This is a genomic window from Acinetobacter sp. YH12126 (assembly GCF_013418745.1).
Classification (GTDB): Bacteria; Pseudomonadota; Gammaproteobacteria; order Pseudomonadales; family Moraxellaceae; genus Acinetobacter; species Acinetobacter amyesii.
The window spans coordinates 225,251-242,010 of the sequence record NZ_VPBM01000007.1 but is presented as its reverse complement, the minus strand read 5'-3'; the positions used below and the strand labels follow the sequence as shown (position 1 = coordinate 242,010).

General features: G+C 37.5%; 11 protein-coding genes. 1 reads left to right on the top strand and 10 read right to left on the bottom strand.

Annotated elements, in window-relative coordinates; translation table 11 throughout:
- Positions 1 to 697: 697 nt before the first annotated feature.
- Complete coding sequence (locus FTU62_RS07140) at positions 698 to 943, bottom strand: hypothetical protein (RefSeq protein WP_257223095.1); 246 nt, start codon at positions 941 to 943, stop codon at positions 698 to 700.
- Positions 944 to 1,208: 265 nt separating this feature from the next.
- Between FTU62_RS07140 and yddG the strand changes: the two genes are divergently transcribed.
- Entirely contained in the window at positions 1,209 to 2,132 is a 924-nt protein-coding gene (gene yddG, locus FTU62_RS07135) for an aromatic amino acid DMT transporter YddG (RefSeq protein ID WP_180102280.1), read from the top strand.
- 24 nt (positions 2,133 to 2,156) lie between these two features.
- On the opposite strand, the gene FTU62_RS07130 is transcribed toward yddG, so the two are convergent.
- From FTU62_RS07130 to tssF, 9 genes are all read right to left on the bottom strand, one after another.
- Positions 2,157 to 3,455: an MgtC/SapB family protein gene (locus FTU62_RS07130; RefSeq protein WP_180102279.1), complete on the bottom strand. Its 1,299-nt coding sequence runs from the start codon at positions 3,453 to 3,455 to the stop codon at positions 2,157 to 2,159.
- A 276-nt stretch (positions 3,456 to 3,731) separates the two neighbouring features.
- Positions 3,732 to 4,619, bottom strand: a complete 888-nt coding sequence (locus tag FTU62_RS07125) for a DMT family transporter (protein ID WP_180102278.1) — start codon at positions 4,617 to 4,619, stop codon at positions 3,732 to 3,734.
- A gap of 241 nt (positions 4,620 to 4,860) precedes the next feature.
- Entirely contained in the window at positions 4,861 to 6,489 is a 1,629-nt protein-coding gene (locus FTU62_RS07120; RefSeq protein WP_180102277.1) for a long-chain-fatty-acid--CoA ligase, read from the bottom strand.
- Positions 6,490 to 6,891: 402 nt separating this feature from the next.
- Positions 6,892 to 7,638, bottom strand: coding sequence for an OmpA family protein (locus FTU62_RS07115; RefSeq protein WP_257223100.1), 747 nt, complete (start codon positions 7,636 to 7,638; stop codon positions 6,892 to 6,894).
- Positions 7,639 to 7,658: 20 nt separating this feature from the next.
- On the bottom strand, positions 7,659 to 8,618 hold the full coding sequence (gene tagF, locus FTU62_RS07110) for a type VI secretion system-associated protein TagF (RefSeq protein WP_078190765.1): 960 nt from the start codon (positions 8,616 to 8,618) through the stop codon (positions 7,659 to 7,661).
- A gap of 57 nt (positions 8,619 to 8,675) precedes the next feature.
- Positions 8,676 to 12,509, bottom strand: a complete 3,834-nt coding sequence (gene tssM, locus FTU62_RS07105) for a type VI secretion system membrane subunit TssM (RefSeq protein ID WP_180102275.1) — start codon at positions 12,507 to 12,509, stop codon at positions 8,676 to 8,678.
- Between the two features lie 28 nt (positions 12,510 to 12,537).
- Positions 12,538 to 13,983, bottom strand: a complete 1,446-nt coding sequence (locus FTU62_RS07100; RefSeq protein WP_180102274.1) for a hypothetical protein — start codon at positions 13,981 to 13,983, stop codon at positions 12,538 to 12,540.
- Complete coding sequence (gene tssG / locus FTU62_RS07095) at positions 13,983 to 14,978, bottom strand: type VI secretion system baseplate subunit TssG (protein ID WP_111885473.1); 996 nt, start codon at positions 14,976 to 14,978, stop codon at positions 13,983 to 13,985. The genes FTU62_RS07100 and tssG overlap by 1 nt, the downstream gene beginning before the upstream one ends.
- On the bottom strand, positions 14,942 to 16,750 hold the full coding sequence (tssF, locus tag FTU62_RS07090; RefSeq protein ID WP_180102273.1) for a type VI secretion system baseplate subunit TssF: 1,809 nt from the start codon (positions 16,748 to 16,750) through the stop codon (positions 14,942 to 14,944). The genes tssG and tssF overlap by 37 nt, the downstream gene beginning before the upstream one ends.
- Positions 16,751 to 16,760: the final 10 nt, after the last annotated feature.

The following is a 16,760-nucleotide window of genomic DNA, read 5'->3' as shown; positions in this document are numbered from 1 at the left end:
ACTGTGTTTCAGAAAGCTTCTTTGAATCGATATATTTCATCCGCAGATTATGCATGAATATTTAAAATTCTTCGGTACAAATAATCAGCAAGAGACTGTTCGTTTTTTGATTTATGAAAGAGGCTTACTATACAAAATATTAAAAAAATATTTACTCATAATTTTTAAATTTTACTCTTCACTCAACAATGCAATATATTGAAAATAAATAAATTAAAAAAATATAGATAAACCTAATATAATATTCATAAACTTCACTTTCTTTTTTTATCTTCCCGATCAACAAATAACTCCCATTATAAATTAGATCAACAAAGATAATAAAAAAAACTACTGCACCAATAAAACTCCAGAAACCTATCCCAAAAAAGTAATACTTTATTAAAAAAATCAAAAACTCAATAATAAAAAAAATAGCTATAATTAGCCTTTTATAATCGTGATAAACTCTAATTACAAATTTATCCATTATTATTCCTTTTTAAACTATCGATCCATCTCATTACGAACTGCATCATTACTTTACTTCTTCAGTAGACATCAATTATTTAATACACATCACGGCGGTAACGACCTGCTTTACGCAGTGTATGCAGTTGTTCAATGCCCAGTATCTCTTGCAAAGTGGCATCTACCGCTTTAGCCATATTCAAACTGCCGCAGATATAGAGACAAGCCCCTTGCTCTAGCCAATCAATCAATTCAGCTTTTTTACAACTAGGACATCTTGCACATACTTTTCAGCAAATCCATCACGAGAAAATACCCGATCGATTTCTGCAATTTTACCTTGGTTTTGTAATTTATGCAGTTCATCAGCAAAAATTGCATCGAAAGCTTGTTGACGCTCACCATAAATTAACCAGTTTTGATAGTGCTCTGTTGCGACACGTTGCTTAAGATGTGAAAGTAAACCCGCCATTCCTGAGCCATTGCAAATCAAAATCGCAGAGTGAACGCCCTCTGCTAAGTCAAAATTTGGATTCGCACGAATATAGGCATGAATACATTGTCCAAGTTTTAAATCTTGTATTAATAAACCAGAACCTAAACCTAGTTCATCGCCATGCTGCTCTTGACGTACGACGAGCTCTAAATCTTTTTAATTAAATAGAGTTTGATAATTTCACGCTTATACTAAACGACTGAATAAAGACTATAATAAAAATTAAAAATTCATTCGCTATTTGCGAAATCTTCGAGCAATCATGTCCAAAAATCTTGCAACGCTGATTGGATTCAGTGCAATCTTACAATGGTCTTCTATTGTTGGTTTACTTAAGAAAATTAGTTTCAGTATTGGCCCTGATCTTGCTGTGCTCTTTATGTATACCTTGAGCGCAATTATTCTATTGCTCTTATTTAAAATTCCAAACCTTAAACTGGTTCCGCGCCAATTTTTGATATATGCCACCCTTTTATTTGTGATTTATGAGTTGTGTTTTTCGTATGCCATTGCTTTGGCTCAAACAGCTCAACAAGCGATTGAAATCAGTTTGGTCAATTATTTATGGCCGAGTCTGACAATTGCCGCGTTAATATTATTTAAAGAATTAAAATTTAACTTTTTCGTAATCATTGGTTTAGCCATTAGTTTGGGCGGCATTATTTTAATCCAAACTGTTAACGGAAGTTTTAACTGGTCTACAGTCTTTACCAACATTCAGTCCAATCCATTAAGCTATTTTCTTGCTTTTATGGGCGCTAGTTTATGGTCACTCTACTGTGTGATTACACGTAAATACAGTCATGGACATAACCCTATTTCATTCTTTTTCGTCGTAATTACCATTATACTATGGCTAAAAATGTTGATATTTCACGGTATTCCGCGAATGCCTACCGTAGACTTACATACCGGTATGTATATGTTAATCGTGTCCATCGTGACTGCATTGGGCTATGCAGCGTGGAATGTAGGTATTATAAAAGGCAATATTACGATATTGGTGACTTTATCGTATTTTAGTCCGATTTTTTCTTCGGTTATTTCAATGTTTATATTACAGACACCACTGAGTTTAAGTTTTTGGCATGGTGCCATTTTGGTGACATTAGGTTCGCTGGTATGTTGGATTTCAACCAGTTGGCCACAAATAAAAGCAAAATTAATGCAATTGCGTCATGAATAATATGGCGCAGTTAATTGCCTCTGATTATCTTAAACTGAATAACAAAACCGCGATTAGGCACAGCATGTGAAGTAACTGTGTTGGTGCAAAATATAGAAAATATTTCCATCCACCTGTGAGAAATGCATTCACACATTTTGAAATCGCATGGGCTGATAATCCAATCACCACAGCATAAACCAATGTTAAATTGTCGATATTACCTTGCATCACCACGGTTGCCATAGCTGCATGGACTTCAAAGAGTGATGCTAATAATGTCCCTAAAATTAAGCCTTTATCACCTAAAGCGAGATTTAATCCATAAACAAGTGCTTGGATCAAAGTAAGCGTGATGGCAATGATTGCCGCCTGTTTTAAGCTAAACATTCGACTATCGGTCTTTTCTAACTGTGCTGGTTCATTCGCCTCTACATGAAGCATTTCGGGTTCTGACTCTTTATTATGCTGAACTGGAGATGAGCCATAAATCAGATATAGCGCAGCAAGGACCAATATCAAGATGCCGACGATACTTGGTATAACTAATATTTTAAACCAAGCAAAACTCACCCCAAGGACAATGATCAAAAGTTGAACCAATGTCGCAACACATGAAAAAAGTCCTGCCCCTGCATTACTTTTGGCACTGGCTTTTCCTGCTCGTACTTCCATACCTAAGCTAGCGATCGTTGCGGTGCTCGACACAAAACCTGATGCCAAGGCCGATAAAATAATGGCTTTATCAGAGGATAATAGCCGCTTGGAAATGTGTGCTAATGACTGCACCACCAAGATCAATATCAGTAATTTTAAAATCACATAGGGATTTAATACTGAACCCCAATAGGCTTGATTCGGCGTTAAAGGTAAGGCAATTAGGATCAATGCCAGTAAAAATACACCATCTCTTAACTCATAGTCTTTGATCCAATGTGCTGCAAAATGATGTAAGCCTTTTTTTCCAACTAATATGAGGGTCAGCACGACAGCCAAACACGCAGCAAGTGGAATATTAAAAACACAAGCGGCACCGATCAAATAAGTCATGACAAAAGCAAGTTCTGTGGTTATTCCAATATCTTGTTTTTGTTGACTTAATCCATAATAGCTAAACATACTGACGACAATTGCACCGATCACACCAACAGCTAAATGGATTAAAAAACACAATGCTCCAAACAACGCACAAATGGTAAATGAGCGTAAACCGGCAAAACTCTGTTCACTGTCCAAATTGTTGTTACGTTGACGCTCCAAACCGATGAGCAATCCACAGCCTAAAGCCGAAGCTAAAATCGTTAACAATGCGGGGAAGGATAAAGTTTGTATGAGTATTTCCAAATTTAAGCCCTCCCATCAATACATTGTTTATTTTGGCAATATAAATAAAATATAATAAAAAAATTTAACGCTAAAATTTGAAAAATAAATATATAGATTGAACAACTTGAGCATTTTCAATCATGTTCAAAGTTTAGTCATCCTTTAAATCATAAACAATTCCATGATAAATATCTTAGTAAACATTAATTTTTCCCATATTTTAATTAAAAATATATTCGAAAAACTGACTTAAATTCGGCCTTTATTTGCCTTCATGACTGTTTAAAGCACAGATTAAGCCCAAATCACCATAATGGCCCCAATCACCACTAAGGCTAATCCCCAATGATCGGTTCTTGCGAGTTTTTCCTTAAAGAAATATGCAGAGATTAAGAGGCTAAATAAGATTTCGATTTGACCTAAGGTTTTGACAATCGCAACCGTTTGCATACTCATAGCAGTAAACCAGCCCAAAGACGCTAGAAAGCTACAGACACTAACGCGAAAGGTCAGACCGACTCTATCCCACATGGCAATGAGCGTTTTACGGCTAAATAGACTGAGGTACAGCAGCATAATCACACATTGAAAGCCAATTACACTCAACAACACCCATGCCGCACGATGCAAAGTCGGTAAATCACTTAGCTCTAAACTGGCTTCACGAACCAATAAAGAGGTAATTGCAAAACTTAATCCACTACCTACACCGATGCATAACGTTGGCAGAGATAATTTTTGTCGTTGAGAACCTTTGCTTAAAAGAAAAACGGCAACACCACCAACCAAAACACCAATCCAACCAAATAAACTTAAATGTTCACTTAAGAAAATCACCCCAACAATGGCCGCAAATATCGCTTCACTTTTCGCTAAACCAACACCAATGGCATAATTCTTTTGTTTAAAAAGCAAGACCATTAAAATCGTCGCTAAAATTTGACTTAGTCCTGCAATCACCACATAGACCCAAAACATAGTTGTAAATGTGGTCACCTGAGTCACAGGCTGTTGTTGGTACAGCACATATAAATAAATGCAGGCAAATGGGAGCCCAAAAATAAACCGTGCAAGGGTGACACCATACACATCAACAGTGGTACTGAGTTGTTTTTGAAATGCATTGCGCCATGACTGCATAAAAGCAGCCATTAAAGTGAATAAGATCCAAACTGGAAACATAAGAAAGGTGGTTTAACGGTGGATGCCTCATCAATTTACGCTTTTATTGAATTGAATGCGACCTAACACGGCTAGATTATTCATTGAACTTGGTTATGGATTCATTGAAAAAATTTTATTTAAAAACCTCATATTAAGAATATGGTATTTATCAAAATTTAAGTTTTTATAAAAATACGCAAAGGCATGTTACCTTTGCGTTTTGCTCTTTACCAATATTTAGTTGGTAACTTACAGTAAGTTAGCTTTCAAGTAGTACAGCACCAAATTGCTCACGTAGATCTTTTTTCAGCATTTTACCTGTTCCGCTCAAAGGAATAGCATCCACAAAAATCACTTTATCTGGCACCTGCCATTTAGCAACTTTATCTGCATAATAATCCAAAATTTCTGTATCAGATAAATCGACATCTGGCTTTTTAATTGCAATCAATACAGGACGCTCATCCCATTTTGGATGGGTTGCTGCAATCACTGCCGCCATTGCAATTTTAGGATGTCCCATAGCTAAATTTTCTAACTCAACGGAAGAAATCCATTCACCGCCCGATTTGATCAAATCTTTTGAACGGTCACTAATTTTTAAGAAACCATCTTCGTTCAGGGTTGCAATATCCCCGGTATCAAACCAACCATCTGAGGTTAATGCAGACTCTGTTTTGCCAAAGTAATTGCCAATAATCCAATGCCCTTGGATCTGTAAATTACCCGTCGTTTCTCCATCACGTGCAACTTCGTGTGTACCGTTTTCTTTATCGGTAATACGTAAATCGACCCCGAATGGTGGACGACCTTGTGATAATCGTACTTGTAATTGTTCTTCTTCAGATAATAACAAATGTTTGGCTTTAAATTGGTTTGAAGAACCTAATGGACTGGTTTCGGTCATTCCCCAAGCATGAATCGTTTCACAGTTAAATTGTTCTTTAAACACTTTTAACATCGCAGGTGGGCAAGCAGATCCACCAACTACATTACGCACTAAACTTTGGAGCTGACTGCCCGCTTGTTGCGCAGCATTGATTAATCCCTGCCAAATCGTTGGAACACCCAATGCAACGGATACTTTATAGTCATCAATCATTTGCGTCAGGCTTGCTCCATCTAAACCTGGGCCTGGCAGCACTAAAGTACATCCCACCATTGCCGCAGCATATGGCGTACCCCATGCGTTGACATGGAACATCGGAACAACAGGCATCATAATATCTCGCGCTGAGATATTTAATGAATCCGGCATACAAATCGCATAACTGTGTAAGACTGTTGAACGATGGCTATACAACACGCCTTTCGGATTGCCTGTGGTACCCGAGGTATAACATAAAGAACTAGCCGATAACTCATCTAAATCTGGCCATGTATAGTCTGCAGATTGCGCCGCGATGAGTTCATCATAAAACTTCACATCGGGCACCGCTTCAACAATCGCTGCATCTGGTCCATCTAAACAAATAAAATGTTCAACAGATTTTAATAAAGGTTTTACTGCTTTGATTAATGGCAAAAAAGTTTTATCAAATAACATCACGCGGTCTGCGGCATCATTGATGATAAAAATCAATTGTTCAGGAAATAAACGCGGATTAATAGTGTGACAGACATAACCACTACCTGAAATAGCGTACCAAGACTCTAAGTGACGATGGTTATTCCAAGCGATGGTGGCAACACGATCCCCTAAATTTAAACCGAGTGAAGCAAGAACATTAGCAAATCGTTTTGAATTTTTATGAACATCACCCCAAGTGGTTTTCGTAATCGTCGTGTCTGTATTTTTTGAAATGACTAAACTATCCGCATGATAGCGACCCGCATGTTCAATCATGCTACTAATCAAAAGCGGTTTAAACATCATATTACCAAGCATTCTTTGCTCCCACATTCATCCATATTGAGTTGTTGTTTTTCCGCACTGTCCTGCAGATTTTTTAAAACTTTGCACCATGTCAAAAATGATTATTCTTTATCGACAAGGTTGAAAGCAGTAGATATGAAACGCATATCCAAAACTGATTCTTATGTTTTAACCTTAATTGATTTTAGAATCCACTGTTTTATTGCTCAAAATATGAATGCTTTAGTGGTATAAAATGCAAAAATTAAAGCTTTAGCCCTATTCAAAATATGTTCCTATTTTGTTTTCGTTCTGTTGCTTTAAAAAATGTCGATTTCAGTTATCAAATAATTGACTGAATCAATTGGCATAAAAAAAACCCAGTCTAGATACACTGGGTTCGACGCATTAGCCGTTGTAGTTAAGTTGAAATAGTTACAGCACTTCAAACTCAATACGACGGTTTTTCTTACGACCTTCAGGCGTAGCATTGTCTGCTACAGGCTTATTTGAGCCCATCCCTTCAGTACTTAAGTTCGCCGCCGCAATATTCTTTGAAATCAGATAGTTTTTAACTGCATTAGCACGATCTTGGCTTAAACTTAAGTTTTTCTCAGGATTCCCTGAGCTGTCTGTGTGACCAATAATTCGTACTTTTTTCCCACCGACGCGGTTCAGTGCGACAACCATTTCATCTAAGATCTGTACCCCAGATGGCGCTAAAATCGCGCTTCCAGATTCAAATTCAATAATACGATTACGTAAAGCCGCATCAATAATGGCTTGTTCAGCCTGATTGACAGAAAGCTGTGCATTGAAACGAAAAGGTGCTGTGACCAAAGACTGAAACTTGGTGGTCGTGGGTTGGATATCATTTTGATTTGACATCTTGCCACTTAAATCGACTTGCGTTCCGCGAACAGATAGTTTTCCCTGTTTTACTTTTTTTAAGTCATCATTAATCATTTGGCTTACGCTATTACCCCAACCATTAGGTGCTGTAACCGCTCGAACCTGAATTTTATCAACCACATTTGCCTGACCATAGGTCAAATAGGCTTTATTTAATATTTCTTGCTTGGTTGCTTCATTCGGTACAGCACCTTCAATCACAATAGGCTCTGCCCAAAGCAAAGCCGAACAGCCTAAAATGCATACACTCGCAATAAATTTGGGCAACATTGGTAAGATTCTTTGCATCATTATTCTTCTATAAAAGTCTGTCTAAAAAGTTTAATGCCATGAATAAGGCTGATCTGACGCTCACTCAAAGACTGTTCCAAAACGGCTAAGCCTGCATTTTGTTCAAGATAAGGATCAATCCAACTGGCATCGATCAGGGAAACCCAATGATCACTTTGCATATTTTGGGTAAAAACATCACTGAGTGCAGTAATATCAGCACCTTGAAAACCAAACAGTAAAACAGGTGAATCACTGTGTAGAATGCCAATGAGTAACTCAGCATCTTGGTTTTCGACAAAACGACTAATTAAATTGACCCAAAAAGCCGCAATTTCATAGCAGTAACTAATATTATTGATTGGTAAGATCAGCACTTTATTCAACCGAGACGTACCCTGATGAATAATCGGTTGTAGCAGCAAACCGAGACCAATCATGCTTTGCGCCAACTGATAAGGCGTAAAATTCAATAAACGTGCAAATGAATGCAACGTATGATGCTCATAAAAAGAAGAGGTTTCTTCTGTCCCGAACACTTGAATTTCGTTATTCAGTTTGCCTAATTTATCGAGCAAAATATCGGGATCGCGAATAGAACGCATCACTCGGTTACGCTGATATAAGTCAATTAAGGTTTGTTTATAACGATATGGTGCATACAAAATATTATCGAAAGGATCATCGATTTCTAGCAGATGAGCGAGCACCATTGGAAATTGACGCTTTGAACTGTCTTCACTACTAATCAAATTGGCAACCAAAAAACGCTTATCTTTTGGACTGGCAATAAAGAAATCTAATGAAGGCAGTGAGTTATACGCTGCATTAAAATTGTCTGAACGCATAGCGAACTCAAGCGCCTCCGTGATCCACTGATCGATTAACTGAATCAGTGAATATTGTTCACGGCTCTTTAAGAAGTCACCACGAGCTGGACATTTTCCATAATACAGCGGTGTCGTTCTCACTTCATACATCGTCACACTCCTTGTTCTTTTGCACGAATGCCACCGCTATCATTTTTAAATTCATCATCATGGTGTTGCTGTTCCTTGTACAACACTCATCGGTGAAGTCGCTGGTGGCGCTACAGGCGCTTGTCCTGCAGGCATCGTTTGCGCTGCGACGACACGAACACCTTTATTCGTCACCACTTGATCAACAAGAGTCATACCTGAATAGCCTGAACCTGTAGTTGGGCCAGATGCGTTACCACTAATTAAACGGAAATTCACTTTAACAAACACTTTTGGATTTTGTTTGCTACGCCACACCATTTCAAATGAATTACCATTTTGTGTACGCTGAGCGCCTTCAACCAATCGGTTAATACCATATTCACCCGGCTCATCAAAAATCGTATGCGTTTGACCTTCCAAGTCAATTGCAGTAATACGTGCACCAGGTATTGCCCCTTTGTTTGGCCAAACGAAGTTCACCCATTGCTGAACACCGTTTTCATACACCATACGCTGACCATCAATATCAATGGTATATGAAAGCAACTGTGTATTTTCTAATGGGAAGAACTGGAAGTTCGATTGATTGGTTGCCGCAGGTGCTGCTTGACTCAATTCCCCTGTAGCTACGCCATTACTTGGCGCAACATAGCGTTGGAAATTCGCTACAAATTGTGGATTTAACCCAATACCCAAATCTTTCCATGTTTTCGTGGTTAAGGTATAGCCACGACGAATCACCAATGGATCTAAATATTCTTTTACAAAGCGAGCGATACTTCCGTTTTCACCAAAAATTTGGCTAATTTCATTACTGGTCGCTTGTAAAGTAGCATTGCTATTAAATGGATATTTAGGCGCAAGATTGGTCGTAAATGGTTGGTACGCTTGCATTGCCCATAACTTATTAATTTCGTTTTGAGCTGGGATCAGTAATACTTCAAATGACTGGGTCACCGGCTGCATAAAGAGTTTTTGAATCAACTGTTGATCTAATTCATTCAGACCGACAGACATTTTTTCATCCACAAATTTTTGTGTGCTATTAAAGACTGAGCTTTGATCATTGATGGTTTGTTTCACCAATGTCATGCTTGCAGGTCCCATATCACCGCCACTCTTCAAGTCATTGAACTTGCTGCGCACTTGACTCAAAGACAGCATGTATTCATCTAAAATAGATTTGTTTTGCTGATCATCACGCTTACGAACCAATTGATAGAACACATCAAATTCTTTTGCAATAACACCTTGACCGGCTTTAGAAGCCACTTGCTGTGCCTGCTGCGCATCATCACGGCTGAGAACTTTACGTTTAAACCACGCAATAAAACCTTTCTGAGGTGCAGCCAGTTCTGCTTGAACAATTGGATTATCCCAGCTGGTTTCTTTCGCAATACGGTCAACCACTTTACGAATTGGCGAATTTTCAGGTTCACCTAAAATATCGATAAAACGTGACTGCTGAGCAACATCTGCACCTTTTCCATAATGCACAGCATTTAAAAATTTACGCCATTCAGCGATATATTCCTGCTTATAAAGTTCGGTTAACTGTTTACTGATCTGATCTGGACTACCACTAAACGTCAGGTCATCAGAGCGATTGGTATTGAGTACCCAATCTTGGGTATCTGTCGGATTATTCGCAGCTTGGTTAATCGCATCTTTTACATAATCATTCCATGCTTGGTAAGTAAAAATACCCGGCAAGGCATAACTACCTAACATGCTGTTTTGGCCTGTTTCACCTAAAATTTGCTTCACAGTTACTGCAGGGAAACGTACCGAACCACGCATTTTAATTTCATTATAAACGCGGTCACGTGCAGGAATACCCATAGTAACAGCCGTCAATAATTGACGTGTTTGATCAACCAATAAAGGATCAGATTCCATTTGCGGGAACGCAGGATCAGCAGCTAAAGTCATCGCATAAGATAAAACTTGTTCAGCTTTTTGAATCATTTCCCCACGTGGCATTTGACCGCGATTTGAATCTAACCATGAACGCCAGAAACGAGTAACTTGGTCACTCAAATGGCTCGATTCCATATATTTATGATTGCTCATCATCAAATAAGCCTTCAGTGCATTATATGCATCCTGAGGGTTAGTATCTGATGGTTCTAAATAGGGCTGATTTGATTTCACAGCTTGAGTGATTTGCACATTGACGTGATTTTCTTTCAACGTCGCTTCATTGGCTTTGACACGTTGTAAGTACTGCGCCATATTTTGCTGAGATGGTGCCAATACAATTTGTTGAATACCACGTAAATACTCAACTTTGAGTTTTTCACGGATTTTATTCCCTTGGTATAAACCAAAACTATATTTCAATGGACGATCTTCATCAAAATGATCGAGCTGCTGTAAATGTCCTTGTAATATCAGCAATGCATCCAATTGAGTCGAAAGCTCACTTCCGCTACGGCTTTCCATTTGCACAACTTTGTCTAAGTCAGCTTGAACTTCCGCCACGAGTTGTTGGTTATTACGATACGACCAAACCCATAACCCAAGCACCACAGCAACCAATAACAATGCAGCAATAAATGCCATAAAGCGCTGACGTTTACGTGCAGGATTAATATGTTGTTTAACTAGATTTTTATCTTTTAAAATGACGGTTGAAAAGAGTCCTTTTAAGAAATAACCATGGTCTTGCGAAACAGAATTCGTAGGAATGCCAAACTCACTATCCGTACTTTTCACCAAATGAAAGTCTTCAGCGATTTGCTCGGTCATTGGACTTTCAATCACACCTTCTTGCAACGCACTGGTGAAATAGAAACCACGGAATACCGGTTTAAACTGATAAGGGTTGTCTTGAAACAACGTACCAATAAAAGTTTTTAGCACTGGCTTTAAGCTTTTAAACTCTAGCGGAAATGTCATTACACTTGGAGAAATATTTTGCGAATGACGACGACTCAAGTGCGTAGTACTGACGCTCTTCAAACCATCATATAAAATTGAATAATGCTTTTCGAACATCTCAACGGCATGCTCAGATGAGTCTGGATCATAAGGCAGTGTTGCACCCCAAACTTGATCAAATTCATCCTTATCATAACAATCAAAAAATTCAGTAAAGCCGGCAATCAAATCCATTTTTGAAAAAACGATATACACTGGCGCAAAAATTTCTAAACGTTCAGTCAAATCCTGTATACGTGCGCGTAAGTTTTTGGCTAATTTGATTGATTTTTCAGGGCTTTGACTGACAAGCTCAGCCACAGAAACAATCACGATTAAACCGTTAATCGGCGCTTTAGAACGGTTTTTTTTGAGAATATTTAAGAAACCTAACCATTCTGAATGGTCTTCGGCATAAACAGAATATCGACCTGCGGTATCGAGTAAGACACCATCTGTAGAGAAAAACCAATCGCAGTTACGAGTACCACTTAGACCTGCCGACACCATTTTCTGATGAGTTTCTTCAAATGGAAATCTAAGACCAGAATTATAAATCGCTGAACTTTTACCCGCTGCTGGGTTACCAATCACCATGTACCAAGGTAATTCATATAGGGCTGCATTACCCTTTTTGTCGCCGAGTTTTGATTTACGGATAAGTTGAATCGAGTCTTTCATTTGCTGATTGATCAGCGCAAGTTCTTCTTTATTCTTTTGTTTGCCGTATTCAGCTTCATTATCTTTGGCAATCGCCTCAGCTAGCTCTTCGCCTTGCTGTTTATGACGATAATGCTGCACTACTTCATAAATACCCCACAGAATTAATCCGAGAATATAAACAGCAACCACAATGTAAAAAGTCTTTTGTGGAATCGAATTATGCATAGCCACAATGGCCACAAAAAATGACAAAGCCACCATCGCTTTAGGATTGGTGACGTACTGCCAAACATAACCGAGGATCGTATAAAATAGTGTGTTCACAATGTTCTCAATTTCGTCTTAATTCTAATTAAACAGTTTTTTGTTCAAGTTCATCTTCTACTGAAAATGCTTGAATAAAAGCAAATGTCGATTCTTGGTCTGTGCTATAAATCATGGCAGTTAACTCTTCTGGCAAGTGCATACCCAACATGAATCCAAAAATTTTTGCCAATTGCTGGGTATTTCCAAGATTCTGTTTTGTATATAAAAAATGATAGGTTTCAATCGCGGTTTCATTAAATTTATACTGTAATTTTTTCACCACTTTCATATCCGTTGCATCATCTAACATCAATAAAAAGGGTTGTTCTTGATCATACTGATCTAAATTATTCAGTGCTTTAAGCTCTAAATTACGTTTCAACTCAGGCTCATGTGCCACCACTTGTAGCACTTTATTTGGAGTTAAACCTCGAACTTGAACGTCTGAAGCAGCCAAACACCAACTCGATGCAAACTCTGCAGCAATGTATTTTTCTTGTAACCACATCTTTTCATCAATCCATTCTTGGTCGATTTCAGAGTCAGCATTGAGAATCAAACTGACTTCAAACTTTTGTTTTGAAATCATCTCTAAAATGCTTAACCATTCTGAATAAGCGACTTGAGTGCCGATAAAATGTGGCTCGATATGAATTTGTTCGGGAATGATCGAAAATCCGTCAGATAGATACTGCTGAATAATTTGAGCATAATCATCATTCCATTGATGAATCAAATTATCAGCAAGCAAAATATGGACATTTAAACGATTTAAACGTGAAACTTGCTGTGCATTGTTCGCCAAATGTTCTGGATGTTCATCTTGCGTATAATCTGGATCCACCCAACCCGGATGCATACGGTACTGATATGCCAATTCACTATCATAAAAGAGTGCTGATTGCTTCAGATGCTCAGCAATTAAAAATAGACTTTCAGCGTGTTGCTCTAGTTGTTGCTGAATAAGTGACTGGATTCGTTTTTCACGCATGGTGATAGCACTATATTCATCATCTGCTTCTTCATTAGTGAGTTCATCTAAATCTTTGATTCGAAATGAAAGAACAGGCAAACCGTATGCATTAAATAACTTATCATCGAGTTCAGGACTTTTGAATTGTTGAATATCTTGGATAATTTGTTCGTTTTCACCAAAACTATGCCAAGCCGCTGAAGAATAAACATTTAAACGAAATTGCTGTACATCAATAGGCTTCGGTTTTGCTTGTTCAATGGCCTCAAGTTGTTGTTGCTCAGCTTGTTCTTCTGCACGTTTTTCAGCTTCAAGTTTTTTTTCTTTTTGATGTTGAATGCCCTTGTAAAGCAAATAAGGCGACAAAATAATTGCACATAAAGCTAAAGGAAGAAGTAAAAAGTATGTGACTAAATCGAAAGCCGTCGGATCATAGCCTGTATCTCGCCAGTAAAAAATCACGAAAGCAGTACACAAAACAAAAAGCGTACTAAAGGTTCCAATTATTAATTTCAGCATTATTTTGCATTCCCCATTAAGGCATAACAGGTTTCTGTATTATCGACCTGTTTATTCGGCTGTAAAAATGCTCCCTGAGCTAAACCAATTCCGCTCAAAGAATTTAAACACACCGGTTTTATTTCTTCTTTTTGTAAAATTAAGCGCACATCCACCATTAATGTTGGACTACACCAAGTTTGAATCATTTGTTTTAATTTTAGGCTGCGTGCCTGATTCGGTAAAAATGTTAAATAATCTTCATGATTTAAAGGTCCAATCACGATTTCAATTTTTTCGTCAATCTGTTGAATCTTCTCACCACAAAAAGTATTCAGCCCCAATAAGCTCGGCTGAGATCCACCTAAACATGTTCTCTGATCTTCTTCAAATACAAAAGTTTCAGGGATAAATTCTCGAATATCAAATTTCTGCTTAAAGATACAATTCAGCATGGTTTTTAATGCATAAGCTGTATTGTTTTGCCCCTGCATTAAACCTGAGAATTCAGCAAAATAATCATCTAAATCTGGCTGATCATGCTGGCTACTGATATAACCATTTAATGCATGTAAAATATCAAGATAGTGATTATCCTGCTCGATTTCATAACGAATAGGTAAATGATAATTTAAACTGGCATCAACATAATGTGCTGTTAATTTATGATTAAACAGCCCTAAAAACTTTTGTGTTTCGTGTCGCTGATGTCGCCCGCTGAGCTTAATCTTATTGGTATAGCTATAAGGTAATGCACCTTGAATACCCGTTAAACCCACCATTAAATTTGTCAGTTCAACTTTCTCATCGTTGAACTCTAAACTTTCAATTTCAGTGTTCGGGAAGTTCAAATTAAGTGAACTATTAAACTCAAAGTCATTGGCCCAATGGACTTGAGCTGCTCCATAAGGTGCATGTCTTAACAAACGAGTAGCTTGAACAAACTCGTAGGCTTTCGGTTCTTGGAAAAGTCCGTCAATTACAGAGCTTTCTTGCCACCAACGTTCTGCACGCATTGGTATAACTCCTGTTGACTATTTGCATCAAAAACCGAGACATCGACAAAGCTGTTCATATTGACTTTTAAATTAAAGATATGGGCCAGCAATTGACTAAATATATACAGGCTATGCCCTCTAAATATATCCGCATCGATATCGAGCTGTACTTTTAAACCTCTGACAAATAATGGAAACGGTTTACTATCCACAAGTTTCTGCGTGGTAGAAAATTGAATATTTTTTATAGAGTCGATAATAATTTGGTTTTCTTTCGATTTAGGTAAATTATACAATTCCAAAAGTTCTTTAATATGAGAGACCGCGTCGCCTTTCATTAAAGACATATTATTCAAAGATAAATGTGAAATCACTCGCCACTGTTCTTGTTTATTTTGTTCAAAATAATACGGTAACGACGGTCTTTTAAGCATCAGGGCACGACGTGCCAAATTACTATCATTCAGTGTTAATGCATTCTGATCTTTATTATAACTTTCATATGGTAACTCGCGATTACTACATAGTAGTTCCGTACTAATAAAATCGGACTGAGTACTATGTGGGTCTAAAGCACGAGATATGATTGAATAGTTTAATTCCTGATGTTTATTCTTCATCTGCTGCGGATTTAAACTATAAAAAAACTGCACTTTATCCTGATGATAATGACTCATTGCAAAAAAAGGCAGTACCGGATAATACACTTCATCTTGGTTACTTTTTTCACGCACCATATTCATTTTTAAAATGCTATAGGCTTGAAAATATTCAGGATGGTGTGCATCTGTCACCAATGGATATTCCATTCGCTTATGATTAATCTTTTGCGGCTCTGCTTGTTTATTGAAAAGATTAACAATTGGTGTAGCAAACAATTTAAAATTTGCAGCATTTAATTCAGAATAATTTCGAATCGCTGCTTGATCATTTAAATTGAGTTTAAAGTGCATTTGAACATCAAATTCACTATGTTCTAAACTTAAAAACTTAATGAAATCTAGATTTAGATTTAAAAAATTGAATTTTTCAGGAACACAAAAATATTCCATCAGTAAACGATATGCATGATGTGTATGTTGATCGATAGGTAGAACACTTTGAACTTCATCAAAGCCCATAATTTCAAATGGATTGGCAATATCAAAAATGTGCTGCCCCACACGAATCGAAAAACTTGTAGTCGACTTAAAAATACTATCTAAAACCTGCAAAGGAAAATTAGAAATAGCGTCTAAAAATATCGGCAAAGTTTCATTTTTGAGTAAAGCGTGCTTATTCGAAAAAATTTCAAATCCTAAGCTCAATGTAGCATTTTGATTTAAATGCATATGTGCCGATGGATGAGTTTTGAAATTGAGCTGTTTTAATTGAATCGGTAATAATGTGACTTCTTGTACCGTCTGATATTCACATTGAACACCGCGCGTACTTTTGGCTTTTAGACTGGTCGCCTTTGGAATAACGTGTCGATCTGTTAATTGCTTAATTTTATTTATATCTTCGAAGCTCACCACAGAACATGCAGGAAATGGTTTTAAATATTGAGGAAACATCACCTCAAAAATTGATCGGGTAAAAACGTCATAACTATCTGCAAGTTTTTTATCAATCCGTGCAGAAATTAGAGAAAATGCTTGAATTAAACGCTCAATATGCGGGTCATCTATTTGTTCTTGGTTTAAAGACAAACGCTGGGCGATTTTGGGGTATTTACTGGCAAACTCACGGGACTGTTGTCCAAATTCCTGTAGTTGTTTTTCGTAATACGGTAACAGCTCTTCAATCACAGATAACCCA